19 protein-coding genes and 1 pseudogene are annotated in these 21685 nt (G+C 65.5%); 11 read left to right on the plus strand and 9 right to left on the minus strand.

Going from position 1 to position 21685, the window contains the following annotated elements; translation table 11 throughout:
* Window positions 1–66 precede the first annotated feature (66 nt).
* From AC4LGL_RS17565 to AC4LGL_RS17575, 3 genes and pseudogenes are all read left to right on the plus strand, one after another.
* A pseudogene (locus AC4LGL_RS17565) lies at window positions 67–978 on the plus strand (serine/threonine-protein kinase); the annotation flags it as partial.
* A gap of 144 nt (window positions 979–1122) precedes the next feature.
* Window positions 1123–1935: an LpqN/LpqT family lipoprotein gene (locus AC4LGL_RS17570; protein ID WP_491839937.1), complete on the plus strand. Its 813-nt coding sequence runs from the start codon at window positions 1123–1125 to the stop codon at window positions 1933–1935.
* Between the two features lie 36 nt (window positions 1936–1971).
* The gene (locus AC4LGL_RS17575; protein WP_491839882.1) at window positions 1972–2985 is read left to right on the plus strand and encodes an alpha/beta hydrolase; all 1014 of its coding nucleotides are present in this window, start codon (window positions 1972–1974) and stop codon (window positions 2983–2985) included.
* Between the two features lie 105 nt (window positions 2986–3090).
* On the opposite strand, the gene AC4LGL_RS17580 is transcribed toward AC4LGL_RS17575, so the two are convergent.
* From AC4LGL_RS17580 to sfnG, 6 genes are all read right to left on the minus strand, one after another.
* Window positions 3091–3942: a hypothetical protein gene (locus AC4LGL_RS17580; RefSeq protein WP_491839883.1), complete on the minus strand. Its 852-nt coding sequence runs from the start codon at window positions 3940–3942 to the stop codon at window positions 3091–3093.
* A gap of 352 nt (window positions 3943–4294) precedes the next feature.
* Window positions 4295–5857 (minus strand): bifunctional phosphoribosylaminoimidazolecarboxamide formyltransferase/IMP cyclohydrolase, encoded by a 1563-nt coding sequence (gene purH / locus AC4LGL_RS17585; RefSeq protein WP_491839884.1) that lies wholly within the window; start codon window positions 5855–5857, stop codon window positions 4295–4297.
* Window positions 5854–6483, minus strand: coding sequence for a phosphoribosylglycinamide formyltransferase (gene purN / locus AC4LGL_RS17590; protein WP_491839885.1), 630 nt, complete (start codon window positions 6481–6483; stop codon window positions 5854–5856). The genes purH and purN overlap by 4 nt, the downstream gene beginning before the upstream one ends.
* Before the next feature lie 10 nt (window positions 6484–6493).
* The gene (locus AC4LGL_RS17595; protein ID WP_491839886.1) at window positions 6494–7996 is read right to left on the minus strand and encodes a cell division protein PerM; all 1503 of its coding nucleotides are present in this window, start codon (window positions 7994–7996) and stop codon (window positions 6494–6496) included.
* Between the two features lie 60 nt (window positions 7997–8056).
* Complete coding sequence (locus AC4LGL_RS17600; RefSeq protein ID WP_491839887.1) at window positions 8057–8905, minus strand: DUF5336 domain-containing protein; 849 nt, start codon at window positions 8903–8905, stop codon at window positions 8057–8059.
* 134 nt (window positions 8906–9039) lie between these two features.
* Entirely contained in the window at window positions 9040–10170 is a 1131-nt protein-coding gene (sfnG, locus tag AC4LGL_RS17605) for a dimethylsulfone monooxygenase SfnG (RefSeq protein WP_491839888.1), read from the minus strand.
* A gap of 129 nt (window positions 10171–10299) precedes the next feature.
* On the opposite strand from sfnG, the gene AC4LGL_RS17610 reads away from it, so the two are divergent.
* Together AC4LGL_RS17610 and AC4LGL_RS17615 are read left to right on the plus strand one after the other, a co-directional pair.
* Window positions 10300–11148: an LLM class F420-dependent oxidoreductase gene (locus tag AC4LGL_RS17610; RefSeq protein ID WP_491839889.1), complete on the plus strand. Its 849-nt coding sequence runs from the start codon at window positions 10300–10302 to the stop codon at window positions 11146–11148.
* A gap of 117 nt (window positions 11149–11265) precedes the next feature.
* Window positions 11266–11751, plus strand: a complete 486-nt coding sequence (locus AC4LGL_RS17615; protein ID WP_491839890.1) for a hypothetical protein — start codon at window positions 11266–11268, stop codon at window positions 11749–11751.
* Window positions 11752–11761: 10 nt separating this feature from the next.
* On the opposite strand, the gene AC4LGL_RS17620 is transcribed toward AC4LGL_RS17615, so the two are convergent.
* Window positions 11762–13288, minus strand: coding sequence for an acetyl-CoA acetyltransferase (locus AC4LGL_RS17620; RefSeq protein WP_491839891.1), 1527 nt, complete (start codon window positions 13286–13288; stop codon window positions 11762–11764).
* 103 nt (window positions 13289–13391) lie between these two features.
* On the opposite strand from AC4LGL_RS17620, the gene AC4LGL_RS17625 reads away from it, so the two are divergent.
* The 6 genes from AC4LGL_RS17625 (at window position 13392) to AC4LGL_RS17650 (ending at window position 19508) form a co-directional block, all read left to right on the plus strand.
* Window positions 13392–13685 (plus strand): hypothetical protein, encoded by a 294-nt coding sequence (locus AC4LGL_RS17625; protein WP_491839892.1) that lies wholly within the window; start codon window positions 13392–13394, stop codon window positions 13683–13685.
* A gap of 15 nt (window positions 13686–13700) precedes the next feature.
* Window positions 13701–15179 carry a hypothetical protein gene (locus tag AC4LGL_RS17630; RefSeq protein ID WP_491839893.1) on the plus strand — a complete coding sequence of 493 codons (1479 nt, stop codon included), beginning with the start codon at window positions 13701–13703 and terminating at the stop codon, window positions 15177–15179.
* 542 nt (window positions 15180–15721) lie between these two features.
* On the plus strand, window positions 15722–16189 hold the full coding sequence (locus tag AC4LGL_RS17635; RefSeq protein WP_491839894.1) for a hypothetical protein: 468 nt from the start codon (window positions 15722–15724) through the stop codon (window positions 16187–16189).
* On the plus strand, window positions 16177–16773 hold the full coding sequence (locus AC4LGL_RS17640; protein WP_491839895.1) for a hypothetical protein: 597 nt from the start codon (window positions 16177–16179) through the stop codon (window positions 16771–16773). Before AC4LGL_RS17635 ends, AC4LGL_RS17640 begins: the two co-directional genes overlap by 13 nt.
* Before the next feature lie 209 nt (window positions 16774–16982).
* Window positions 16983–17597: a TetR/AcrR family transcriptional regulator gene (locus tag AC4LGL_RS17645; protein ID WP_082941675.1), complete on the plus strand. Its 615-nt coding sequence runs from the start codon at window positions 16983–16985 to the stop codon at window positions 17595–17597.
* 42 nt (window positions 17598–17639) lie between these two features.
* Window positions 17640–19508, plus strand: a complete 1869-nt coding sequence (locus tag AC4LGL_RS17650; protein WP_491839896.1) for a S9 family peptidase — start codon at window positions 17640–17642, stop codon at window positions 19506–19508.
* A 74-nt stretch (window positions 19509–19582) separates the two neighbouring features.
* Here the strand turns inward: AC4LGL_RS17650 and sucD are convergent, their stop codons facing one another.
* A complete protein-coding gene (gene sucD, locus AC4LGL_RS17655) occupies window positions 19583–20485 on the minus strand; it encodes a succinate--CoA ligase subunit alpha (protein WP_448441918.1) in 903 nt (300 codons plus the stop codon).
* Window positions 20486–20502: 17 nt separating this feature from the next.
* Window positions 20503–21666, minus strand: a complete 1164-nt coding sequence (sucC, locus tag AC4LGL_RS17660) for an ADP-forming succinate--CoA ligase subunit beta (protein ID WP_491839897.1) — start codon at window positions 21664–21666, stop codon at window positions 20503–20505.
* Between the last annotated feature and the right edge of the window lie 19 nt (window positions 21667–21685).

The raw sequence follows: 21685 nt of genomic DNA on the forward strand, positions 1-21685 counted from the left end.
GGCGCGTGGGAGCCACTCCCCCGGCATAGTCGTTGCGTGAGCGGTGCTACCGGTAGTCTGCGCTCCATGCCGTTGGCTAGCGGTCAGGAATTCGCAGGGTTCACCATCGTGCGGTTGGTGGGCACTGGTGGCATGGGCGAGGTCTATTTGGCGTCCCACCCGCGGTTACCCCGCGAGGACGCTCTCAAAGTGCTGCCCATCAGCGTCAGCTCGGACAACGAATTCCGGCAGCGGTTCATCCGCGAGGCCGACATGGCGGCCACGCTGTGGCATCCGCACATCGTCGGCGTGCACGACCGCGGCGAATTCGAGGGCCGGTTGTGGATCTCGATGGATTTCGTCGACGGGCACGACGCGGCCAAGCTTCTGCACGATCAGTACCCCAAGGGCATGCCGGCCGAAGATGTCATCGAGGTCATCACCGCCGTCGGCGACGCACTGGACTACGCGCACCAGCGCAAGCTGCTGCACCGTGACGTCAAACCCGCCAACATCCTGCTGACCAGCAAGCAGGGTTCCAAGCGCCGCATCATGCTGACCGACTTCGGCATCGCGCGGCGTGCCGACGAGGTCAACGGGCTCACCTCGACCAACATCACCGTGGGCTCGATGTCCTACACCGCGCCCGAACAGTTGATGGGACAGCCGCTCGACGGGCGGGCCGACCAGTACTCGCTGGCCGCCACGGCCTACCGCCTCTTCACGGGCACTCCGCCGTTCGCGCACAGCAACCCGGCCGTGGTGATCAGCCACCACCTGAACTCCCCACCGCCGAAGCTGGCTGACACGAAACCCGAACTGGCCGTGTTTGATTCGGTGATGGCCAAGGCGCTGTCGAAGGACGCCAAGGACCGCTACGACACCTGCCACGACTTCGCCGTCGCGCTGGCCGAGGCGGCCACCGAGACCACCCCCGAGGTACGTACGCCGGCTCCGTCCCACGAGCCGGCGCCGCCCACCACGCCGCTGATCATCCCGAAGCCGGTGAACCCGCCGCCGGCGCCCGTCTCGCCGTCGAACCCGCGGCAGGCACCACCGTCGGAACCGCCGGTGTTCACCTCGTCGTGGGCAGGCAACGAAACCTCCTCACGCAAACCCGTCGCCAGCAATACGCCGGTCGGCATGCAGGGCCACGGCGGGCCCTCGGGACCGGCGGGGCCGGTGGGACCGCCGCAGACCAACTTCGGGCCACCGCCGTTGCCGCACACCCCGATCCCCCAGAAGTCGACCAACCGGCGCAATGTCGTCCTCGCGGCGGCCGCAATCGCCGGGGTGGTGCTGCTCGTCGGTGGCATCATCTTCGCGGTCACCTCGGGAGGCGAAGACAGCAATGGCGGCGGTGGCGAGACCACGTCCGCGATCGCCACAGATACCTCCGGCGAGAAGACCACGACCGCCCCCAAGGCGCCCGCACACGCCTTCACCATTGCCGACTACATTAAGCAGAGCGGCCTCGTCGAAACGCCGGTCCACCGCGGCGATCCGGGCGCGCCGGTGTTCAACTGGCCGACTCCGCCCGGTTGGGTCGACGCCGGCACCCGCACACCGGCCTGGGCCTACTCGGCGATGGTCAACGACCCGACCAACCCGCCGGATCCGCCGTCGGTCATCTCGTTGATCTCCAAGCTGACCGGCGACGTCGATCCCAACAAGCTGCTCGAGTTCGCCCCCAACGAACTGCAGAACCTGGCGGACTACAAAGCGAGTGGCGACGTGACCCGTGGGGAGATCGGCGGATTCCCCTCGGTCCACCTGGCCGGCTCGTACGCGAAGGCTGAACAGCGCCGCGCGATCACCCAGACCACCATCGTGATCCAGGCGCCCGGCGCCGTGTACGTGCTGCAGATCAACGCCGACGCGTTGGAACGCGACAAGGGCGCGCTGACCGATGTCAACAAGGCGATCGAAGCCCAGGCCACCATCGCCCTGCCCTGATCCGAGCGGTTTCAGGTACCCGGTACCCTGGGTACCGTGAATTCGCTCGATTGGCGTAGCCGGCCGGCCACCGTGCACTTCGGCCCCGCATCCCTGCAGTCCAGAGCACTCGGCTGGACCACCGCGATCTTCGTCCGCCCATTGCTGGGTCTGCTGACCCTGATCGGACTGGGCATCAACCGCGTCGCCCCCGCACTGCTGCAGCGCGCACACCTCGATGTCATCGACCGGCCCCTGAGGCTCATCAAGCCGCTGCCCGGCACCGAGGTGACACCGGTGGCGCTGCCCAACTGTCCGGCCGAATGGGTGATCGCACCCGAGGCCCGCGACTCCGACCGGGTGATCGTCTACCTGCACGGCTCGGCGCTGGTGACCCTCGGCCTGAACTCGCACCGCCGCTTCGTGTCGAAGCTTTCCGCCGCCACCGGGGCACGCGTGCTCAACGTCGGCTACCGACTGGCCCCGCAGGCCGACATCGAGGACGCCGTGGCCGACGGGCTCGACGGCTACCGACTCGCCCTGTCGCTCGGGTTCGCACCCAATCGGATTGTCCTGGCCGGTGACTCGGCCGGTGGACTGATGGCCGCCGACACCGCTCTGGCGGCCCGCGACGCCGGCCTACCCGTCCCCGCCGGGCAGGTCCTGCTCTCACCACTGACCTCATCCGACATGGACCTGAAATACCGTGCGCTGCAAGAGCATCGCGACGTGATGTTTCCGTTCATGACCGTGAAGTTCATCTACGACGTGTTCGCCACGGTCAACGGCACCCGGCCCGCACCGGTGATGCCGCCCGAGGCGGACCTGCACGGGCTCGGGCCGTTCCTGCTCCAGGTCGGCACTCACGAGATGCTGCTCAACGACGCCTTCGCCCTGGCCGACAAGCTGCACGCCGCCGGTGTGCCGGCGTGGGTCCAGGTGTGGGACAGGGCAATGCACATGTTCCAGCTGAGCTTCGACATCAACCCCGACGCACGTCACGCGGTCGAGGAGATCACGTCGTTCATCGCGTACGCGACCGCCGAGGTCGAAGATGAGGCGAGCGCGTAGGGGTTTGGTTGCCGTGCCCGCCGTTGCGCCGACTACGTCTCGCCTACGGCCCACCATCGCGCCGTTTTCTACGCCGGGGCTGTAGATCGCGTGGTGCAGCGACCCTCAGGTGGAAAGCGGTGAAGCGCCGCGCCGCGCAAATGCCTCTCGCACCCGGTGCAGAGTGAACGCCTTGCTGTGTTCGGCCACGACGTGGATGTTGATCCACCCTTCGCGTTCGATGAGCTCGTTGCGCCCGATGTCGTGTACATAGCGGGGTCGGTCCGTGGCGTGGTGCTTGCCCAAGTAGTCGAGGCCGACTTTGACGTCGTCATAACCCATGTCGATGAACGCCTCGGCGAAACCATCGGTCACCCGGATCTGAGTGCGCGGCCGTCGGAATCCAGCATCGATGAGGAGCAGCCGCAGCCAGGTCTCCTTCGGAGATTGGCCACCGGGATCCATCAGATCGAGTGCCGTTCGGGCACTTCGTATTCCACGTAGATTGCGATATCGAGCCGCCAGTTCGAGTACCGGCGCCGCTTCGACGCCCGTGGCGACGGCCAGCGCGTCGAGGTGGGCGACCGCGTCGTCGCGAGGAAGAAAACGCGCAAGATCAAGCGCCGTGCGGAGCGGTGTGGTGACGCCGAACTCGCCGATCATGCAGATCTCGTCGGGTCTGATACGTTCTTCGCGCACGATGACGCCGCGCCGGCGACGCCCATGCTCGGCGATCAGCTCTACCGGAGTGTCCTCGTTGATCCATTGCGCCCCATGAAGCGCTGCCGCCGCGCGGCCGGCGATGATTCCGCGACGGCCAGTCCACAGCCAGGCGGCCGTGGTGTTGTCTGCCAGCGTTGCGACCGAATTCTTCGGCAGATACACGCGCGGATGCGCCGAGGTGTAACGCCATCGCAGCTGCCCCCGCGTGAGGACGCCGGCTGCAAGTGCTTCGGGTCCGATGAATGGCGCGTTCATGGGCACCGATGGTCGGCAGCATGGCCGACGGATTGACGGCGCCCACGTACGCCACAGTCGATTCTGTGGATGAACCGTGCGCTGTGGATGGCGTGGTGCGACGCCGTTCTCTACACCAGGGTCGCGATCGTGAACCGTCACAGCCCAGAGGTAGAAATCGGCGCACACCCTCGTGGCGGCCATGCACCGCTTTCTACGCCGGGGTCGTTAGACCACGGCGATCAACAGCCCGGGTGTCGAAAACGGCGGTGCGGCAGTGCGAGGGGTAGCGACGCGAGGGGCAGAGGTGCGGCGACGCGAGGGGCAGCGTCCGAGGGGCGGCGGCGCGAACGAGCGCCGACGCCCCAACTACCTAGTGCGCGAAGTGCCTTGCACCGGTGAGGTACAGCGTGATGCCCGCAGCCTCGGCGGCGGCGGTCACCTCAGCGTCACGCACCGACCCACCGGGGTGCACGACAGCCTTGACACCGGCATTCGTCAGCGTCTCCAAGCCGTCGGGGAACGGGAAGAACGCATCGGAGGCGCCGACCGAACCGGGCACGCGGTCGCCTGCACGCTGCACGGCCAGCCCGGCCGCGTCGACGCGATTCACCTGTCCCATACCGACACCCACGGTCGCGCCGTCCCTGGCGATCACGATCGCGTTGGACTTCACCGCGCGGCAGGCCCGCCAGGCGAACACCAGGTCGCTCAGGGTCTGCGGGTCGGCCGGCTCACCGGTGGCGAGCGTCCAGTTGGCCGGATCGTCGCCTTCGGCGTCGAGTGCGTCCCGCTGCTGCAGCAGCACGCCGCCGCTGATCTGGCGCAGCTCGATGCCACCGACCAGCGGCTCGGAGGCCACCAGGATGCGGATGTTCTTCTTGCGGGCCAGGATTTCGACGGCACCGGCCTCGTAGGCCGGGGCGATGATCACCTCGGTGAAGATGTCGGCGACGGTCTCGGCCATCTCGACACTGACCTCGGTGTTGGAAGCGATAACGCCGCCGAAGGCGCTCAGCGGATCGCACTCGTGGGCCTTGCGGTGCGCGTCGGCGACCGACTCCGAGGAGATCGCGATGCCACACGGGTTGGCGTGCTTGATGATCGCCACGCAGATCTCTTCGTGGTCGAATGCCGCCCGCCACGCCGCGTCGGCGTCGGTGTAGTTGTTGTAGGACATCTCCTTGCCGTGCAGCTGCTCAGCCTGGGCCAGCCCCGGCCACGCGGAGTCGTCGCGGTACACCGCGGCCTGCTGGTGCGGGTTCTCGCCGTAGCGCAGCACCGCGCTGCGATGCCAGGTGCCGGCGAACCAGGCGGGCAGCGGCTGCGCCGGCTCCTCCGGTGCCAGGGTCGAACCCATCCAGCTTGCGACCGCGACGTCGTACTCGGCGGTGTGCCGGAAGGCCAACGACGCCAGCTTCTTCCGCTCATCCAGGGTGAAGCCGCCGGCGCGGACCGCGGCCAGCACACCGTCATAGCCCAGCGGATCCACCACCACGGCCACACTCGGATGGTTCTTGGCAGCCGCCCGCACCATCGACGGCCCGCCGATGTCGATCTGCTCGACACATTCGTCCACCGACGCCCCGGACTCCACGGTCTCGGTAAACGGGTAGAGGTTCACCACCACGAGTTCGAACGCCTCGACCTTGAGTTCGGCCAGCGCCGCAACATGTTCGGGCTTGCGGGTATCGGCCAGCAGGCCGGCGTGCACGCGCGGGTGCAGGGTCTTGACGCGACCGTCGAGCACCTCCGGGAAACCCGTCACCTCTTCCACCGGGGTGACCGGAACACCGGCGGCGGCAATGGTTTTGGCGGTCGACCCAGTCGAGACGATGGCCACGCCCGCCTCATGCAGGCCGCGGGCCAGATCGGCCAGGCCGGTCTTGTCATAGACACTGATCAGCGCTCGCCGGATCGGTTTCTTCTCGCTCACCCTATGGTCGCCTTTCGTCCAGTCCAGGTCACGCCGCGATTTGCCAGCGCGGCCAGCACATCCACCAGCAGTCGACGTTCGACCACCTTGATGCGCTCATGCAAAGTCTCTTCGGTGTCATCATCGAGCACCTCGACGGCCTGCTGGGCCAGAATCGGCCCGGTATCCATCCCGGAGTCAACGAGATGAACGGTGCAGCCGGTCACCCGCACGCCGTACGCCAACGCCTCGGGCACCGCATGCGCCCCGGGGAACGCGGGCAGCAACGCCGGGTGGGTGTTGACGACGCGGCCAGGGAAACGGGAAAGGAACTGGCCGCCCAGAATTTTCATGAATCCGGCCGAGACCACCAGATCGGGCTGATGCTCGGCAGTGGCCTCGGTGAGCGCGGCGTCCCAGGCGGCGCGGTCCGGATGATCGCCCAACCGCACGGTGTACGAGGGCACCCCCGCCCCGGCCGCGATGTCCACCGCCGCACATTTGCGGTCGGTGCCGACCGCGACCACCCGGGCCGGATAGTCGTCGACGGCGGCGGCCAGTAGCGAGGCGAGCAACGACCCTGTCCCCGAAGCCAGCACTACCAGCCGTGCCGGTGCACTCGGAGGCACTTGTAACGGTTGCTGCACGCGCAGCAGCCTAGTCGCCCGCACGGCGCGGCTGATCGCCGGTCGCTGGGTCGTCGGGGATGTCATCGACGATGAAGTGATCCTCGGGATCGTCATCGAGGTCTTCAAAGCGCCGGGGGCTGGTGTCCTGGACGATTTCCTGCACGTCGTCGTACTCGACATATCGATCGACGTACTCGGGCGTGGGATCGTCGGCCTGGGTCTCCTCGGCCGACCAGGACACCAGCGGTTCGTCGGGTTCGAGCTCCGGTTCCGGATCTGGCTCGTCGTCAGCGACGATGTCCTCGTCGACGACGTCGGTTTCCTGCTCTTCCTCACCCTCGGGCTCGGGCTGCGGGGCCACTGGCTCAGGCTCGGGCGCGGGCTTCGGGGCAACCGGCCGCGGCTTGCGGGTCAGGCCGCCGGACATCGCCACCGTCAGCCCGCCGATCCCGACGAACCACAGGAACACCGCAGGCGCGAACGTCGCCTGATCGACGCCCACCGATCCGAAATTGCCCAGCCGGCCGCCACCGGCGAAACCGGCCAGCGCCATCGTCACCGCGGCCAGCGTCGACGCCACCAGCAACTTCCCGGTGGCCGCCCCGATCGGGAGCGGTCGTCGTGCACACTGCTGCCCCACTGCCACGGCCGAGGCCGCCCCCACGATCAGGAGCGCCACCCAGATCGGGCCCAGCGGCGGCGTGGGCACCGCTGCCAGCACCGGCACCGCGGGAATGTCGCCGCCGAACACGGTGAACGAACTGAAGGCGGCCAACCCGACATGGGCGCTGGAGCCGACCGCGATGGCCGAGGCCCCCACGATCACGTTGGGGATGTAGAGGATCGACAACAGCGTCAGGCTGAGCTGGCCGAACAGACTGTCGGTGATCGCGAACAGATCGTGCATCGTGCCCCAATGCACCACCAGGGACACCGCAGTCACCGCACCGGAAAGCCCGAACAGGGCGAGAACGCCTGCGACGGCGGCCCGGATCGCGTCGGGCAGCCAATCCGGCAGCGGCAGGGCGGCCAACGTGCGTCGGCCCACCTTGGACCCGACGCCGATCAGCGCGCCGATCACGTGCACCAGCAGCACGCTGCAGAAAGCGCGCAGGGCATTCGGAGTCTGTAGTTCGCCGATGACCGAGGCGGCGTCATGGATGACGGCCAGCAGAAGGGCCGCGATCAGAATGGGCCCGCCCAACGCCGAGGCAACGACCCAGCGGGTGACGAACCACGAGGAATTCGGGGCGGTGGCCGCGGCGGTGGTGCGCGCGGTGCCCCAGATCATCGCCATCACCGGCAGCAGCGGCATCACACCCAGCTCGCGGCCGCCGATCGAGACCGGCACCTGGTGCACGCCCAGCCACATGCTGGCGATCGCACCGAGCGCGCCCGTCATATCGCTGTTGGCGATCAGCAGTTGCAACAAGACAACCGCGGCGATGACCACCAGCGCGACGACGGACGGCCCGAACGCGACCCGGAGCAACTCACGTGCCTGGCGGGTGCCGACTGGCCGGTTACTCACTTGGTGGGCTGCTCCTCGCAATGATCGGCGCGTGCGCGGGAAGCGCACGCGCCGATCAGCTTACGACGGCGCAGGGCCAGATTGCTGTGAAGGCGGCTGCTGTGCCGGGCCGGCGCCGGGCGCCGAGGAGCCCGACTGCTGCGGCTGGCCGTAGGTGGGGTAGCCGGTCGGAGGCGTGGGCGGACCGCTCGGCTGCTGACCCTGCTGGCCCTGCGGGGACTGCACGGGGTAGCCACCGGTGTTCGGGCCGCTCGAGTAGCCGCCGTACTGCGAGGGGTAACCGGGCTGCTGCGGCTGAGCCTGCTGGTAGGGCTGGCCGCCGTGCTGCGGCTGGTGCTGCTGACCGTAGTACTGCGACGGACCGCCGTACTGGCCGTACTGCGGCTGCTGGTCGAACTGCGGCTTGGGTGCCGGGGGCGTGATGATGCCCGCTTCGAACAGGAGCGCGGCGATGGCGGCACCGGCCTGGATCAGGGTGAGGACCAGGAGAACCCAGATCGTCCAGTCGGCCGATCCACCGCTGGACACCACGGCGCCGATCACGAACAAGAACGGAATCGTCGCGATCGCTGCGACCACTCCCGTGTACTTGTTCTGCTTGGGCAGCAGGCTGACACCGGCCAACAGACCTGCCAACAGTGGCAGCGCCACGAGCACCACCATTCCCTGCGACGTCGAGGCGTCGAGGGCGAAGCTCACGAAGTAGATGAGCAGGCCGGCGACGGCCACGACTGCCAGCAGGATCTCGGGCAGCTTGTTCTCGCCGGGTTGCGCGGCGGCCGGAGCCGCTGCCGGGGCCGCCGGAGCCGGTGCGGGGACCGCCTTGGCGAACTGCTGGGTGGCGTCGAACTGCGAACCCGACTGTGGGTTCGGCGGCGGGTATCCGGGATTACCGGGCGGGTAGGTCATGACCTCTCCTGTGCTATCAAGCTTCGCGACGTGTGTTCACGCAGGCATGAATACCGACCACGTGAGCGATTCGATCTTCCACGCTAGCGCACCCGGCTGGGTGCCGGGCGCGCGTGCGTGGTGTCAGCGCGGTCTCAAGCTGATACCAGGACGGGTGCGTCTGCGGAATCCGTTTCGGCTGCCTCGATTTCGCGGACCAGCGGCAGCACGTTGGCCCCGAAGTACTCGATTTCCTCTTGGAAATGCAGGAATCCGCCGAGGATCAGGTCCACACCACGTTTGCGGTAGGCGGCGATGCGTTCGGCGATCTGCTCAGGTGTGCCGATCAACTGGCTGCGGAAGCCGTCGTTGTACTGCACCAGATCCTCGAAACTGGAATCGGCCCACATGCCCTTCTTGTCACCCGTGGAGTTGCCGGCCTGCTGCACCGCACTGCGGAAGCCTTCGACTGCGGGCTTGTTGGCCTTGGCCACGATTTCGCGGAGGACTTCCTTCGCCTCTTTCTCTGTGTCGCGGGCGATGATGAACCCGTTGAGACCGAACTTCACCTCTCTGTCGGCGTTGCGGGCGTGATCGCGTACCTCGACGAGCTGTTCGGTGAGTCCGTCGAAGTCCTTGCCGTTCGAGAAGTACCAGTCTGCGTAATAGCCGCCGTTGCGGCGGGCGGCGGTCGAGTTGCCGCCCTGGAACAGCTCGGGGTTGGGACGCTCGGGGGTGTTGAGCGGCTTGGGCTTGAGGGTGAAATCGTGGATCCGGTAGAAGTCGCCGCGGAAGTCGACGTCGTCCTCGGTCCAGATCTTGCGGAGAACCTGCAGGAATTCCGCGCTGCGCCGGTAGCGCTCGTCGTGTTCGAGCCAGGGTTCACCCAGATGGGTGAACTCGTCCTTGAACCAGCCCGAGACGACGTTGACGGCGAAGCGGCCGTTGCTCAGATGGTCCGCGGTGGCGCCGAGCTTGGCCAGCACCGCCGGCTGCCACAGGCCCGGATGAACTGCGGCGATGACCTTGAGCTTCTGCGTGGCCAGCAACAGGGCGAGACTGAAGCTGGTGGATTCATGCTGATACTCCGCGCCGTAGCTGGCCTCATAGCGAACCTGCGACAGCGCGTACTCGAAGCCGTTGACCTCCGCGGTCTGCGCGAGCTTCTTGTTGTATTCGTAGTTCCAGTCGGTGCGCTGCTCGATATCGCTGGTGACCAGGCCGCCACTGACGTTGGGCACCCAGTAGGCGAACTTGACGTGGTCGGCGATGCGTTCGGTCGTCATGCCGGTGATCCCAGCAAACCGCAGGAACTCCGTCGCGGGTATCGATCGCGATGAAGTTTTCTGCCGCAAAGCCAACTAACGAGACGGTCCGTCTTGCCACCGAGACTGAAACACGTTCTAATTCTGGTCATGGACTATGGGCTTGTTCTCTTCACCAGTGACCGCGGCATCGCCCCGGCCAAGGCCGCCAAACTCGCCGACGATCACGGTTTCACGACGTTCTACGTCCCCGAGCACACCCACATCCCCATCAAGCGCGAGGCCGCTCACCCGACCACCGGTGACGAGTCCCTGCCCGACGACCGTTACATGCGGACCCTCGATCCGTGGGTATCGCTGGGCACCGCCTGCGCAGTGACGTCGCGGGTGCGGTTGTCGACGGCCGTCGCGCTGCCCGTCGAGCACGACCCGATCACGCTGGCCAAATCCATCGCCACCCTGGACCACCTGTCCGGCGGGCGCGTGTCGCTGGGCGTCGGATTCGGTTGGAACACCGACGAACTCACCGACCACAACGTTCCCCCGGGCCGGCGCCGCACGATGCTGCGCGAGTACCTGGAGGCCATGCGGGCACTGTGGACACAGGAAGAGGCCTCCTACGAAGGCGAATTCGTGAACTTCGGGCCGTCGTGGGCCTGGCCCAAGCCGGTGCAGTCCCACATCCCGGTCCTGGTCGGCGCGGCCGGCACCGAGAAGAACTTCAAGTGGATCGCCAAGTCGGCTGACGGCTGGATCACCACGCCGCGCGACTTCAACATCGACGAGCCTGTCAAGCTGCTGCAGGACACCTGGGCCGCTGCCGGGCGGGACGGTGCACCGCAGATCGTGGCGCTGGACTTCAAGCCGGACCCCGAGAAACTCGCGCACTGGCGCGAACTGGGCGTCACCGAGGTGCTGTTCGGGCTGCCGGACAAGTCCGAGGCCGAAGTGTCGGCGTACGTCGAGCGGCTCGCGGGCAAGTTGGCGACGCTGGTCTAGTTCTGGGTCTTGCGCGCGCCGAGCCTTAGCGCGCCTTATGCACCGAGATCGACGCCGTGGTCGTAAAAGTTCAACAACAACGACCCTGGCGTCGATTTCGTGGTTACGCTGACCCGGGTGCGCACCGCTGGACGCCTCGTCGTCTGCCTCATCGCACTTCTTTCCGCCTGCGCAACCGGTACCGGCCCCAGCGATGGCAAGGGATTTCCTGATTTCAGCGGGTACACCCCTGCCGACCGTGATACGTATTTCTCTGGCGGGCAGAGATATTCGGGTTACAGCTTCCGGACACCGAACGGCCTGACGTGCTCGTCGAATGACTATCCCGATCCCGACTACGCGCGGATTGAATGTTGGGGGCAGCGGCCGGACAAAGGGCCGGGGCTCTGGTCCGTGGCCGCCGAACGACGGTCTGCCGCCACGATTCGTAAGCTCACCGGCCCGAGCCCTCCCCTGGCCACTGCACCTCCGTTACTGCCCGCCCAGCACGTCGTGCGGCAACCCAACGATGACCTTGTCTGCGGCATCGACAGCAAGATAACGGCATGCCGTATCGGCAGGCACGGGTTTGTGCTGGGCCCTCGCTGGACGAGGCTCTTCTGAGCAGGTCGGCTTATGCCGGCGTCGCCGTGTTCCGCTTCTCCCCGGACTTCACGATGATCGACGCGCCCAGCGGTTCCCCGTCGGAGAGCAGCTGCACCAGCGCCTCATCGGTCGTCGTCGCCAGGAAGCGACTGCCGTCGGAATCGAGGCGCCCGATGATGATCCCGGTGCGCGGTGTCCAGTCGTAGCGGACGGTGTAGGTCTCGATGGTCGCCGGGCCGTCAGCCTTTTCGGTGATGGCGACGCGCTGCTGAGCGTTGAACTCGGCCTGCAGTGCGGCGCTCTCGTCGGCCACCCAGTCGGCCGGCTCGGTGGAGTAGATGCCGACCGAATACTTGCTCGCGATACCGCCGTTACCCCCGACAAGCGCGAATTTCCCTGGCTTGTCGCGCATTTCATTGACAGCTTCGGCGATGCCGTGCATCGAGTAGTTGTTGCCCGGGCCACCGAAGAACGGCAGGCCACCGGTGAGCGTCAGACCACGATCGTCGTCGGCCGCCAGACCGATGCCGTCACAGATGTTGAACACCGGGAACGGGAAGCAGCTGTAGAGATCGAACGCCGCGACGTCGTCCAGCCCGATACCGGCGATCCGCAGCGCCTCGTTGACGGCGATCACCGCAGCTTCGCTGTAACCGAGTTCGGCACGCTCCAGCAGCTTGATTTCCTTCATGTCGGCATGGCCGCGCAGGTAGACCCACTTCTCTTCGGGCACACCGAGTTTCTGGGCAGACTCGACCGACATCAGCAGCACCGCCGCGCCCTGGTTGACCTGGTCGCGCGCCACCATCATGCGCGGATACGGGTCGCAGATCATCCGGTTGCTCTCGGTGACGGTGGCCAGCTCGTCGACCGAACGCTCCACCGGCGCAGATGAATACGGGTTCTTGGCGGCCACCTTGGAGAACGGCGCGAACAGCTCGGCCATCGCCTGGCGGTAGTCGCCCACCGACAGCCCGAGCCGGCCGCGGCGGGCGTTCTCCAGCAGGCCGTACTGCACCGGGGCACCGATCAGCCCGTGCTTGATCGTGTACTCGTCGAAGATGCCGTCGTAACCGAAGCCACGATCCTCCAACTGGCCGTCGATCGTCTCGGAGTGATCCGGCTTGTCGTCACGCTTGGAGAAATGCCGCAGTGTGGAGGTGTTCTCCGAGCCGAACAGCAGCACCACCTCGGCCTCGCCCGCCGAGATCGCTCCGGCGAACTCAGTGACCAGGTGTTGCGGACTCTGGCCGCCGATGACCTCGAGGATCGCGCGGGCAGGCTCGGCGCCGACGTTGCGCGCCACCGAGCGCGGGTAGTTGTTCGACACGCCCAGGGTTGCCGACTGCGGACCGGAGATCTCGAACTGCCGCGTGCCCGCCACTGTGTCGATGGCCTGCGCCACGGCGGCGGCGTCGGCGCCGCAGTCGTGCACAGCCGCCTTGGCCGCCTCGGTGGCCAGCTCGACCGAGGACATCCCGCGGTAGCCGTCGAGGTCGATGCGTTCGGTGAACTGTCCGACGCCGACGATGACGGGGGTGCGCGGATCGACCATGACCATCTCCTTGACAGGTGTTAATTCGTGAGGCTAACCGATTGGGGTTTCGTGCGTGAAATCGGTGCATATCTGCCCTCATCAGCGGCATTAGGGTGGATGAGTGACGCAGCCATTGAGGGTCGATACCGCGGCGCTGAACGGCGCTGCCCGAGAACTTGCCACGTCCAGCGATGAACTCGACCATTGGCTCACTCACGAGTGGCAGCCTCCAGCCGATCAACCGTCGGCGAAGGCCACAGTTGCCGTCACTGCTGCGACCAACCATGTGATGAGCGAATGTTCCGCCAACCTGCTCAGCTTTGCCGACAACATCGCCCAGGCAGCGCGCTACTACGATGCGACCGACTCGGCCAGTGCTGGCGCCGTTATCCACACGATGAACCCGTCGAAGTAGGAGCACCGGGTTCAGATGCTGACACGTTCCCGTGTCGAGGGGTGGACGACGGGCCACCTGAAATCTGCGGCGCTCGGGTGGGAGCGCGCCGCCACCATCATTGGAGAGCACTACAGCAAGGCACAAAGCACTGTCGGCGGCGTTCCCTGGACCGGCCGGGCGTCAGACCGAGCGAATGACAAGTTGTCCGAGAACATGGCCAAGGTCCGGGGAACGCTCGACCTCATGCGGGAGACCGCGGGCATCGCCAAGTCGGGAGCGGAATCGATCGACGCGGCCAAAGACGACGCGGTAAATGCGATCAAAGACGCCGAGGCCCAGTTCTTTTCGGTGAGCGAGGACTTGACAGTTACCGACCGCGTGCCATGGATCATAAGCCCCGCCCTGGCCCTGATGCGGAAACTGAAGGCAGCGCACGCACAAGCCGACATTCGCGCCAAGGGCGTGGTACTGGAAACAACCGATCAACAAGTCGCCGACCAACTCGACGGCATGACGGCGAAGTTGCGCGAGTTCGATCTTGAGGGCGGCAAGGGAGGAGCTCCGGACAGCGGGAAGCCCGGTAACCCACAGGTCACCGGACGGCCAGGTCCACTGAGGCCCGAAAGCAAGGCAGCGGACCTGAATTCCACGCTGCCTGGCACAGGCATCGAGATCAGCGGTGATGGACGGACCGGATACCCCACATTGAACGGCCAACGAAATCCGTTGGAAATCGATGCGAACAAGCCGTCAGTGGACAACCCCGAAGGGCGTGACAAAGTTCGGCCGTTACCGACCGGCACGATCGTCGGCCCCGACGGCAAGCAGTACGCGCTCTACAGCGAGGTCCCTTACACGCTGCCGAATGGAGATCCCAATCCCGAGTATGCGACTGCCAATACGACTGTGGTCGATCTGTCCGATCCGTCGAAGAGCATCGGTGCCCTCTCAGGAATCTCCCAAGCCAGCGGCGTCTACGACCCCAAGACCAACCGCATGGTCGTAGTCGGAAACACCGGCCCTCACCCCGGCGATCGAACGAGAATGCTGTACATGTCCGATCCGATCGACCCCACCAATCCGAACGGGTGGATGCAGACTCTGAAGCCCCAGGGGGAAATACAGGGACTTCCTGGCGATCGAGAAAGTCAACTCGTCGCACTCAAAGGTGGCGGATACATGCTCGTCGGCTCGGACAACGTTGTCCGAGATGGCAATCAACAGCCAATCGGTGCAGTAACAGCCGCTACCCCGGCAGGGTTGCTCACCGCCCCGCGCACCGACTTATTTCCACCAGGCCCTCATCCGAATTGGCCAGGCTCACCGCCTGCACCGCCCTATGGGCCAACCGTCATCGACACGACTTACGACCCGGTCACAGGCACGGAAACGGTCCAATTGCGAGTCAGCACGTGGGAGCGACCTGAATGGTGGAAGGGACCAACACCCGAACAGCCGAAAATGCCATATAACCCCCAGACCTACTCGACAACTGTCACGGTGCAGCACTAACAAATGGAGAGCAGCACGATGAGCAAAGCCTGCAGGTCTACGAAGCGATGCCTCGTCTTCCTGGCATTGTCGACGAGCCTCGCAACGTTCTTTCCAGCGACGGCTAGCGCCGCGCCGCCCGGATTTCCAGACCTCTCACTCTTCAAAGAGGTGCATGACGGCCGGACGTTCACCCGCCCGGACAAATGGGCCAATGGTTACGCCTTCTTCCGGACCCAATCCGGGATCTCGTGCGCCCTCGGTGGCGGCACCTGGTGCTATGGAGACCTACCCGGTCTGGTAGCTGACCAGAAAAGCACGTGCACGTCCGTTACCCGCGGGAATCCATCCGAGCCGTTTCGGTTCGAGAAGTCTGACAAGCCATGCGTTCCCACGTCCGACGACTTGCTAAATCCCGGGGAGAAACTGACTTTCGAGGCGTACGGCACAACCTGCGCAGTTGGGGATCAGAACCTCGTAGCCTGCATCGACAACTGGCACAATCACGGATTCGTCCTACAAGCGTCCGGCAGCTGGGCGTTCTGATGAGGTTGGCCCAATGTTTGACGGTCCCGGTCTTCGTGCTCGCGGCCTGCTCGTCGACTTCCGAACTCCCCGCACCCCCGGAGGGTTTCCCCGACCTGAACTCATTCACCGCGGTAGATCCCAAGGATTACAGCTTGGGCGGTACGGCATTCGTCAGTCCAGAGCAGATCCATTGTGTGCTTGACAACGGACCGCGTAAGGCGGTGGTCTGCGGCGGCAACATCGACGGGGTTCCCGACTCACTGGGTGGCGACGGTTGTCCTAGGGTGAGCAAGCCTAACGACAGCCCGAGCGACACTCCGTACTCCATCACGCGGACCAAAGGTGCCTGCGCTTCAGCCAGATTCAAGCCGATCACCACCGGCAAGAAACTCGTCGGCGACAACAGCACCTGCGTCGTCGGGAAGAACAACCTGGTCGCATGCATCGACGCGGACCACAAGCACGGCTTCGTGCTGCAACCCTCGGGTAGTTGGACGTTCTGATGCGGGTCGCAACGGCGATCACCGCGGCGGTACTGACGACGACTGCCCTGAGCGCTTGCACCACAGCGGCTGAAGGACGGCCGATTTCGGGACCGCCCTCATACCCCTCTCCCCCGGCCGGGACCTTTCCAGATCTCGCCGCCTTCCACGTTGCCGACCTTGCCGGCTACAGCAGCACCAACTGGCACGACGACACCCAGGTCTCGTTCACGGCGGCGGGCGTGACCTGCTTGGCCAATGTGTACGGCCAGACCACCGGAGTCGACGGGCTGGGAATGATCGACTGCCGCGCTGCGCACATGCCCGGATTCCCCCGCGATACCGGTGGCCAAGAGCTGCCAGGCAAGGCGCCGGCCTGGGATTCTGTCGTGCAATCTGTCAGCGAAACCTCTGATGGCGATTTCGAATTCACTTTCACGGGCGGCGGCCAGTGGGGCAAGGACAGCGAACCGAAAGAGTTGCCCGCCGGCCAGAAGCTCGTCGTCAACGATTCCGGGTGCGCAGCCGGGGACGACTTCGTCGCCTGCTACACCGCCTATCACCACGGCTTCGTGATCTCACCCCGTGGGAGCTGGGCGTACTGACCTACGCGCGTCACCGTTTTCCACAGTAGGTCGTTCCGAGCGCTGGAGCGCGACCCGGGTGTAGAAAGCGGCGACGCAAACCGAAGCGGAACGACCCGGGCGTAGAGAACGGTGAGACAAAGCCCCGGCTGACCAGCACACCTTGACGACTCTGTCACTTAGTGACACATTGGAGCTGTCACTAAGTGACAAGTTCTGGAGGTGAGGCGATGGGCGAAAAGCAGGAGCAGGCTCGTCTCGAGGTGTCACGACACGCCTGCAAGCTGTTCTGGGAGCAAGGCGTCGCCGCGACCAGCGGTGACGACATCGCCGCGGCGGCAGGGCTTTCGACGCGCACGATCTGGCGCTACTTCCGCGCGAAGGAGAGCTGCGTCGAACCAGTGCTGGCCAAGTCCGCCGACCGGTTCATCGCCATCCTGAACCGCTGGCCGCATGACCTGTCGTTGGCTGAACATCTTGCTGCTGACGGGATTTCACATCCGCTGGCGCCCCAAGACGTGGCCGATGAGATCAGTGCGATGCGGATCGCCACCATGACTCCATCGGAACCGGCACTGCGCACCGCCTACCTGATGGTGCATGACCGGATGGAGCAGGGCTTCATCCCGGTGATCGCCGACCGATTGGGCCTGCCCGCCGACGATCTCACCGTGCGACTCTGCGCCGCCGCCGTCACCGGGGCGTTCCGCGTCGTCGATGAGGACGTCAGCGTGGCGGTGATCGTCGAGGGGAAGACGGTCACCGAGGAGCAGGCACTCTCGCTGATCGACCGGGCGATCCGCGACGCCACCAACGGGCGCCTCGGCGGCCCTGTCGCGTCCTGACCCATCTCGAAAGAGCTTGTCCACACCCACGAAAGGAACCTCATGGCGTTGCCTGAACTCATCTCGGTGGAGGAATTCTTCAGCCCACCCGAGCGCACAGCTGCCAGGATCTCGCCCGACGGAACCAAGATCGCCTATCTGGCACCGTGGAAGAACCGCCTCAACGTATGGATCCAAGACCTCGACGGTGACACTCCGCCACGCTGTGTCACCGCGGATGAAACCCGCAGCGTCTACATCTACCAATGGACCGACGATCCCCGATGGCTGCTCTACATGCAGGACAACGGCGGTGACGAGAACTTCCACATCTACCGCATCGATCTGGACAACCCCGACACCGCCGCAGTGGATCTGACACCGTTTCCGGGAGCCAGGGCGAGCTTCGACCTCACCAAGGGCCGCCCAGGAAAAGCGATCGTGCAGACCAACAACCGCAATCCCGAACTGGTCGATGCGTACGAACTCGACATCGCGACAGGAGAACTCACCCTTCTCGCGGAGAACCCCGGCAATGTCATCATGTGGCTGTGCGCCCCCAACGGTGATCTGTTCACCAACACGCTGACGGCCGACGGTGACGTCGAGATATCGCAATGGGACTCGGCCACAGCCTCATTGCGACCCATCAAGGTCTACGACGGCACCGACTATCCGCTGGGCATCTTCCCTGTCGCCATCTCCCCGGACGGCACCGGCATCTGGCTCGGATCAAATGAGGGCACCGACAGGACCCGACTGGCCCGCATCGACGTGGCCACCGGCGCGGAGACCGAAGTGGACAGCCACCCGACGTTCGACCTCGGCAACCAGATGGTGCTGCCGTCTCCGTTCATCCTGAGCGAGCGTACGGGCGAATTGATCGGCGCCCGCTACTACGGGGAACGTCAGGTGATTCATGCTCTCGACCCGAATTTCGCTGCGGTACTGGAGAATCTGACCAAACTGTCCGACGGCGACCTCGGGGGCATCTCTTCCGATGACAGCGGGCAGCGATGGGTGGCCAATTTCACCCATGACCGCGACCCCTGGGCGACGTACCTCTACGACCACGCCACCGGCGAGAGTCGGCTGCTGTTCCGGCCGTATCCGAATCTGAATTCAGATTCACTAGCACCGATGACGCCGGTGACCATCACGGCCCGCGGCGGGCTGGAGCTGCACTCGTACCTGACCCTGCCCGTCGGGATCGAGCCGACCGATCTGCCGTTGGTCCTGCTGGTGCACGGCGGCCCGTGGTCGCGGGATTGCTGGGGCTTCCAGCCGGACGTGCAGATGCTGGCCAACCGCGGATATGCGGTGCTACAGGTCAACTTTCGCGGCTCGACCGGCTACGGCAAGGCGTTCACCAAGGCCGCGATCGGCGAGTTCGCCGGCAAGATGCACGACGATCTGATCGATGCGGTCGACTGGGCCGTCAAGCAGGGTTATGCCGACCGCGACAAGGTGGCGATCTTCGGCGGCTCGTACGGCGGTTACGCCGCACTGGTCGGCGTGACGTTCACTCCGGACGTCTTCGCCGCAGCCGTCGATTACGTCGGGATCTCCAGCCTCGCCAACTTCATGCGCACGCTGCCGAATGTGGCCCGGCCGTTCCTGGCCAACAATTGGCACCTCTACGTCGGGAATCACAACGATCCCGAGCAGGAGGCGGATATGCTGGCCCGCTCCCCCATCACGAAGGTCGATCAGATCCGCACACCGCTGCTGGTCGTCCAGGGCGCCAACGACTCTCGCGTGGTGCAGGCCGAGTCCGACAACATGGTCGAAGCGCTGCGCGAGCGTGGCGTCGAGGTCGAATACATGGTCAAGGAGGACGAGGGCCACGGATTCCTCAACCCCGACAACCAGATCGACATGTATCACGCCGTCGAGCGGTTCCTGGCCGAGCACCTCGGCGGGCGCGTCTAGCCGGGACGCCGAGCGCACGCTCGCGCCAAAAGAAAAGGCCCCCGCCGTAGCGGGGGCCTTTCCGTCGTAACGACTTACAGGTTTGCGAGCAGCTCGCGCGCCTTGGCGGCGGTCTCGGACGGCGTCTTGCCGACCTTCACGCCCGCGGCCTCCAGGGCCTCCTGCTTGCCGGCGGCGGTGCCCGCGCCGTCGGACACGATGGCGCCGGCGTGGCCCATCGTCTTGCCCTCGGGAGCGGTGAAGCCCGCGACGTAGCCGACGACCGGCTTGGTCACGTTGGCCTTGATGTAGGCCGCAGCCTTCTCTTCTGCGTCGCCACCGATCTCACCGATCATCACGATCAGCTTGGTCTCGGGATCCTTCTCGAACGCCTCGATGGCATCGATGTGGGTCGTCCCGATGACCGGGTCGCCGCCGATGCCGATAGCGGTGGAGAAACCGAGATCGCGCAGCTCGTACATCATCTGGTAGGTCAGCGTGCCGGACTTCGACACCAGCCCGATCGGGCCCTTGCCGGTGATGTTGTTCGGCGTGATGCCGACCAGCGACTCGCCGGGGGTGATGATGCCGGGGCAGTTCGGGCCGATGATGCGGGTCTTCTCACCCTTGTCGACGTTGTAGGCCCACGCGTAAGCGCTGTCCTGCACCGGGATTCCCTCGGTGATGACGACCAGCAGCGGGATCTCGGCGTCGATGGCCTCGATGATGGCGTCCTTGGAGAAAGCCGGCGGCACGAAGGCGATCGACACGTCAGCGCCGGTCTCCTTCATCGCCTCGGCCACCGATGCGAACACCGGCAGCTCGACGTCGTTGCCGTCCTTGTCCTTGTGCGACACAGTCGTTCCGGCCTTGCGGGCGTTTACGCCGCCGACGACCTGGGTGCCGGCCTTGAGCATCAGAGCGGTGTGCTTGGTGCCCTCACCGCCGGTGATGCCCTGGACGATGACCTTGGAATTTTTGTTCAGGAAGATAGACATGGGTCATGAATCCTTAATTACTTGTTCGCCAGCTCGGCGGCCTTGTCGGCGCCGGCGTCCATGGTCTCGGCCTGGACAACCAGGGGATGGTTGGCCTCGGCCAGGATGCGCCGGCCCTCTTCGACGTTGTTGCCGTCCAGGCGGACGACGAGCGGCTTGTTGGCCTCGTCACCGAGGATCTGCAGCGCCTTGACGATGCCGTTGGCCACCGCGTCACAGGCGGTGATGCCGCCGAACACGTTGACGAACACGCTCTTGACCTGGCTGTCGTTCAGGATGACGTCGAGGCCGTTGGCCATGACCTCAGCCGAGGCGCCGCCGCCGATGTCGAGGAAGTTGGCCGGCTTCACGCCGCCGTGCTTCTCGCCCGCGTAGGCGACGACGTCCAGCGTCGACATGACCAGGCCTGCACCGTTACCGATGATGCCCACCTCGCCGTCGAGCTTGACGTAGTTGAGGTCGTTCTCCTTGGCCTTGAGCTCCAGAGGATCGGTCGCGTCCTTGTCCTCGAACTCGGCGTGGCCGGGCTGACGGAAGTCGGCGTTGGCGTCGAGGGTGACCTTGCCGTCCAGCGCCAGGATCTGGTCGTCGGGCGTACGCACCAGCGGGTTGACCTCAACCAGGGTGGCGTCCTCGCCGATGAACACCTCCCACAGCTTCTGGATGGTCACGGCCGCGGCGTCGAGCACCTCGGCGGGCAGGTGACCCTGCTCGGCGATCGAGCGCGCGAAGGCCAGATCGACACCCTTGACGGCGTCGACGGGAACCTTGGCCAGCCGCTCGGGCTTGGTCGCGGCGACTTCCTCGATCTCCATGCCACCCTCGACCGAGCACATGGCCAGGTAGGTGCGGTTGGAGCGGTCGAGCAGGAAGGAGATGTAGTACTCCTCGGCGATGTCGCTCGCCTCGGCCACCAGCAACTTTTTGACGACGTGACCCTTGATGTCGAGACCGAGGATGTTGGTCGCGTGCTCGAGGGCGTCCTCGGGGGTAGCTGCGTACTTCACGCCGCCGGCCTTGCCGCGGCCGCCGACCTTCACCTGTGCCTTGATCATCACGGGCTTGCCGATTTCGGTGGCGATCGCCTTGGCGTCCTCGGCCGAGTCGGTCACGCGGCCCGGGGTCGTGGGGACGTTGTGCTTGGCGAACAGCTCTTTTGCCTGATATTCGAAGAGATCCATGTGCTTCCTAGATAGGCGT

The sequence above is a fragment of the Mycolicibacterium arcueilense genome (assembly GCF_058536225.1).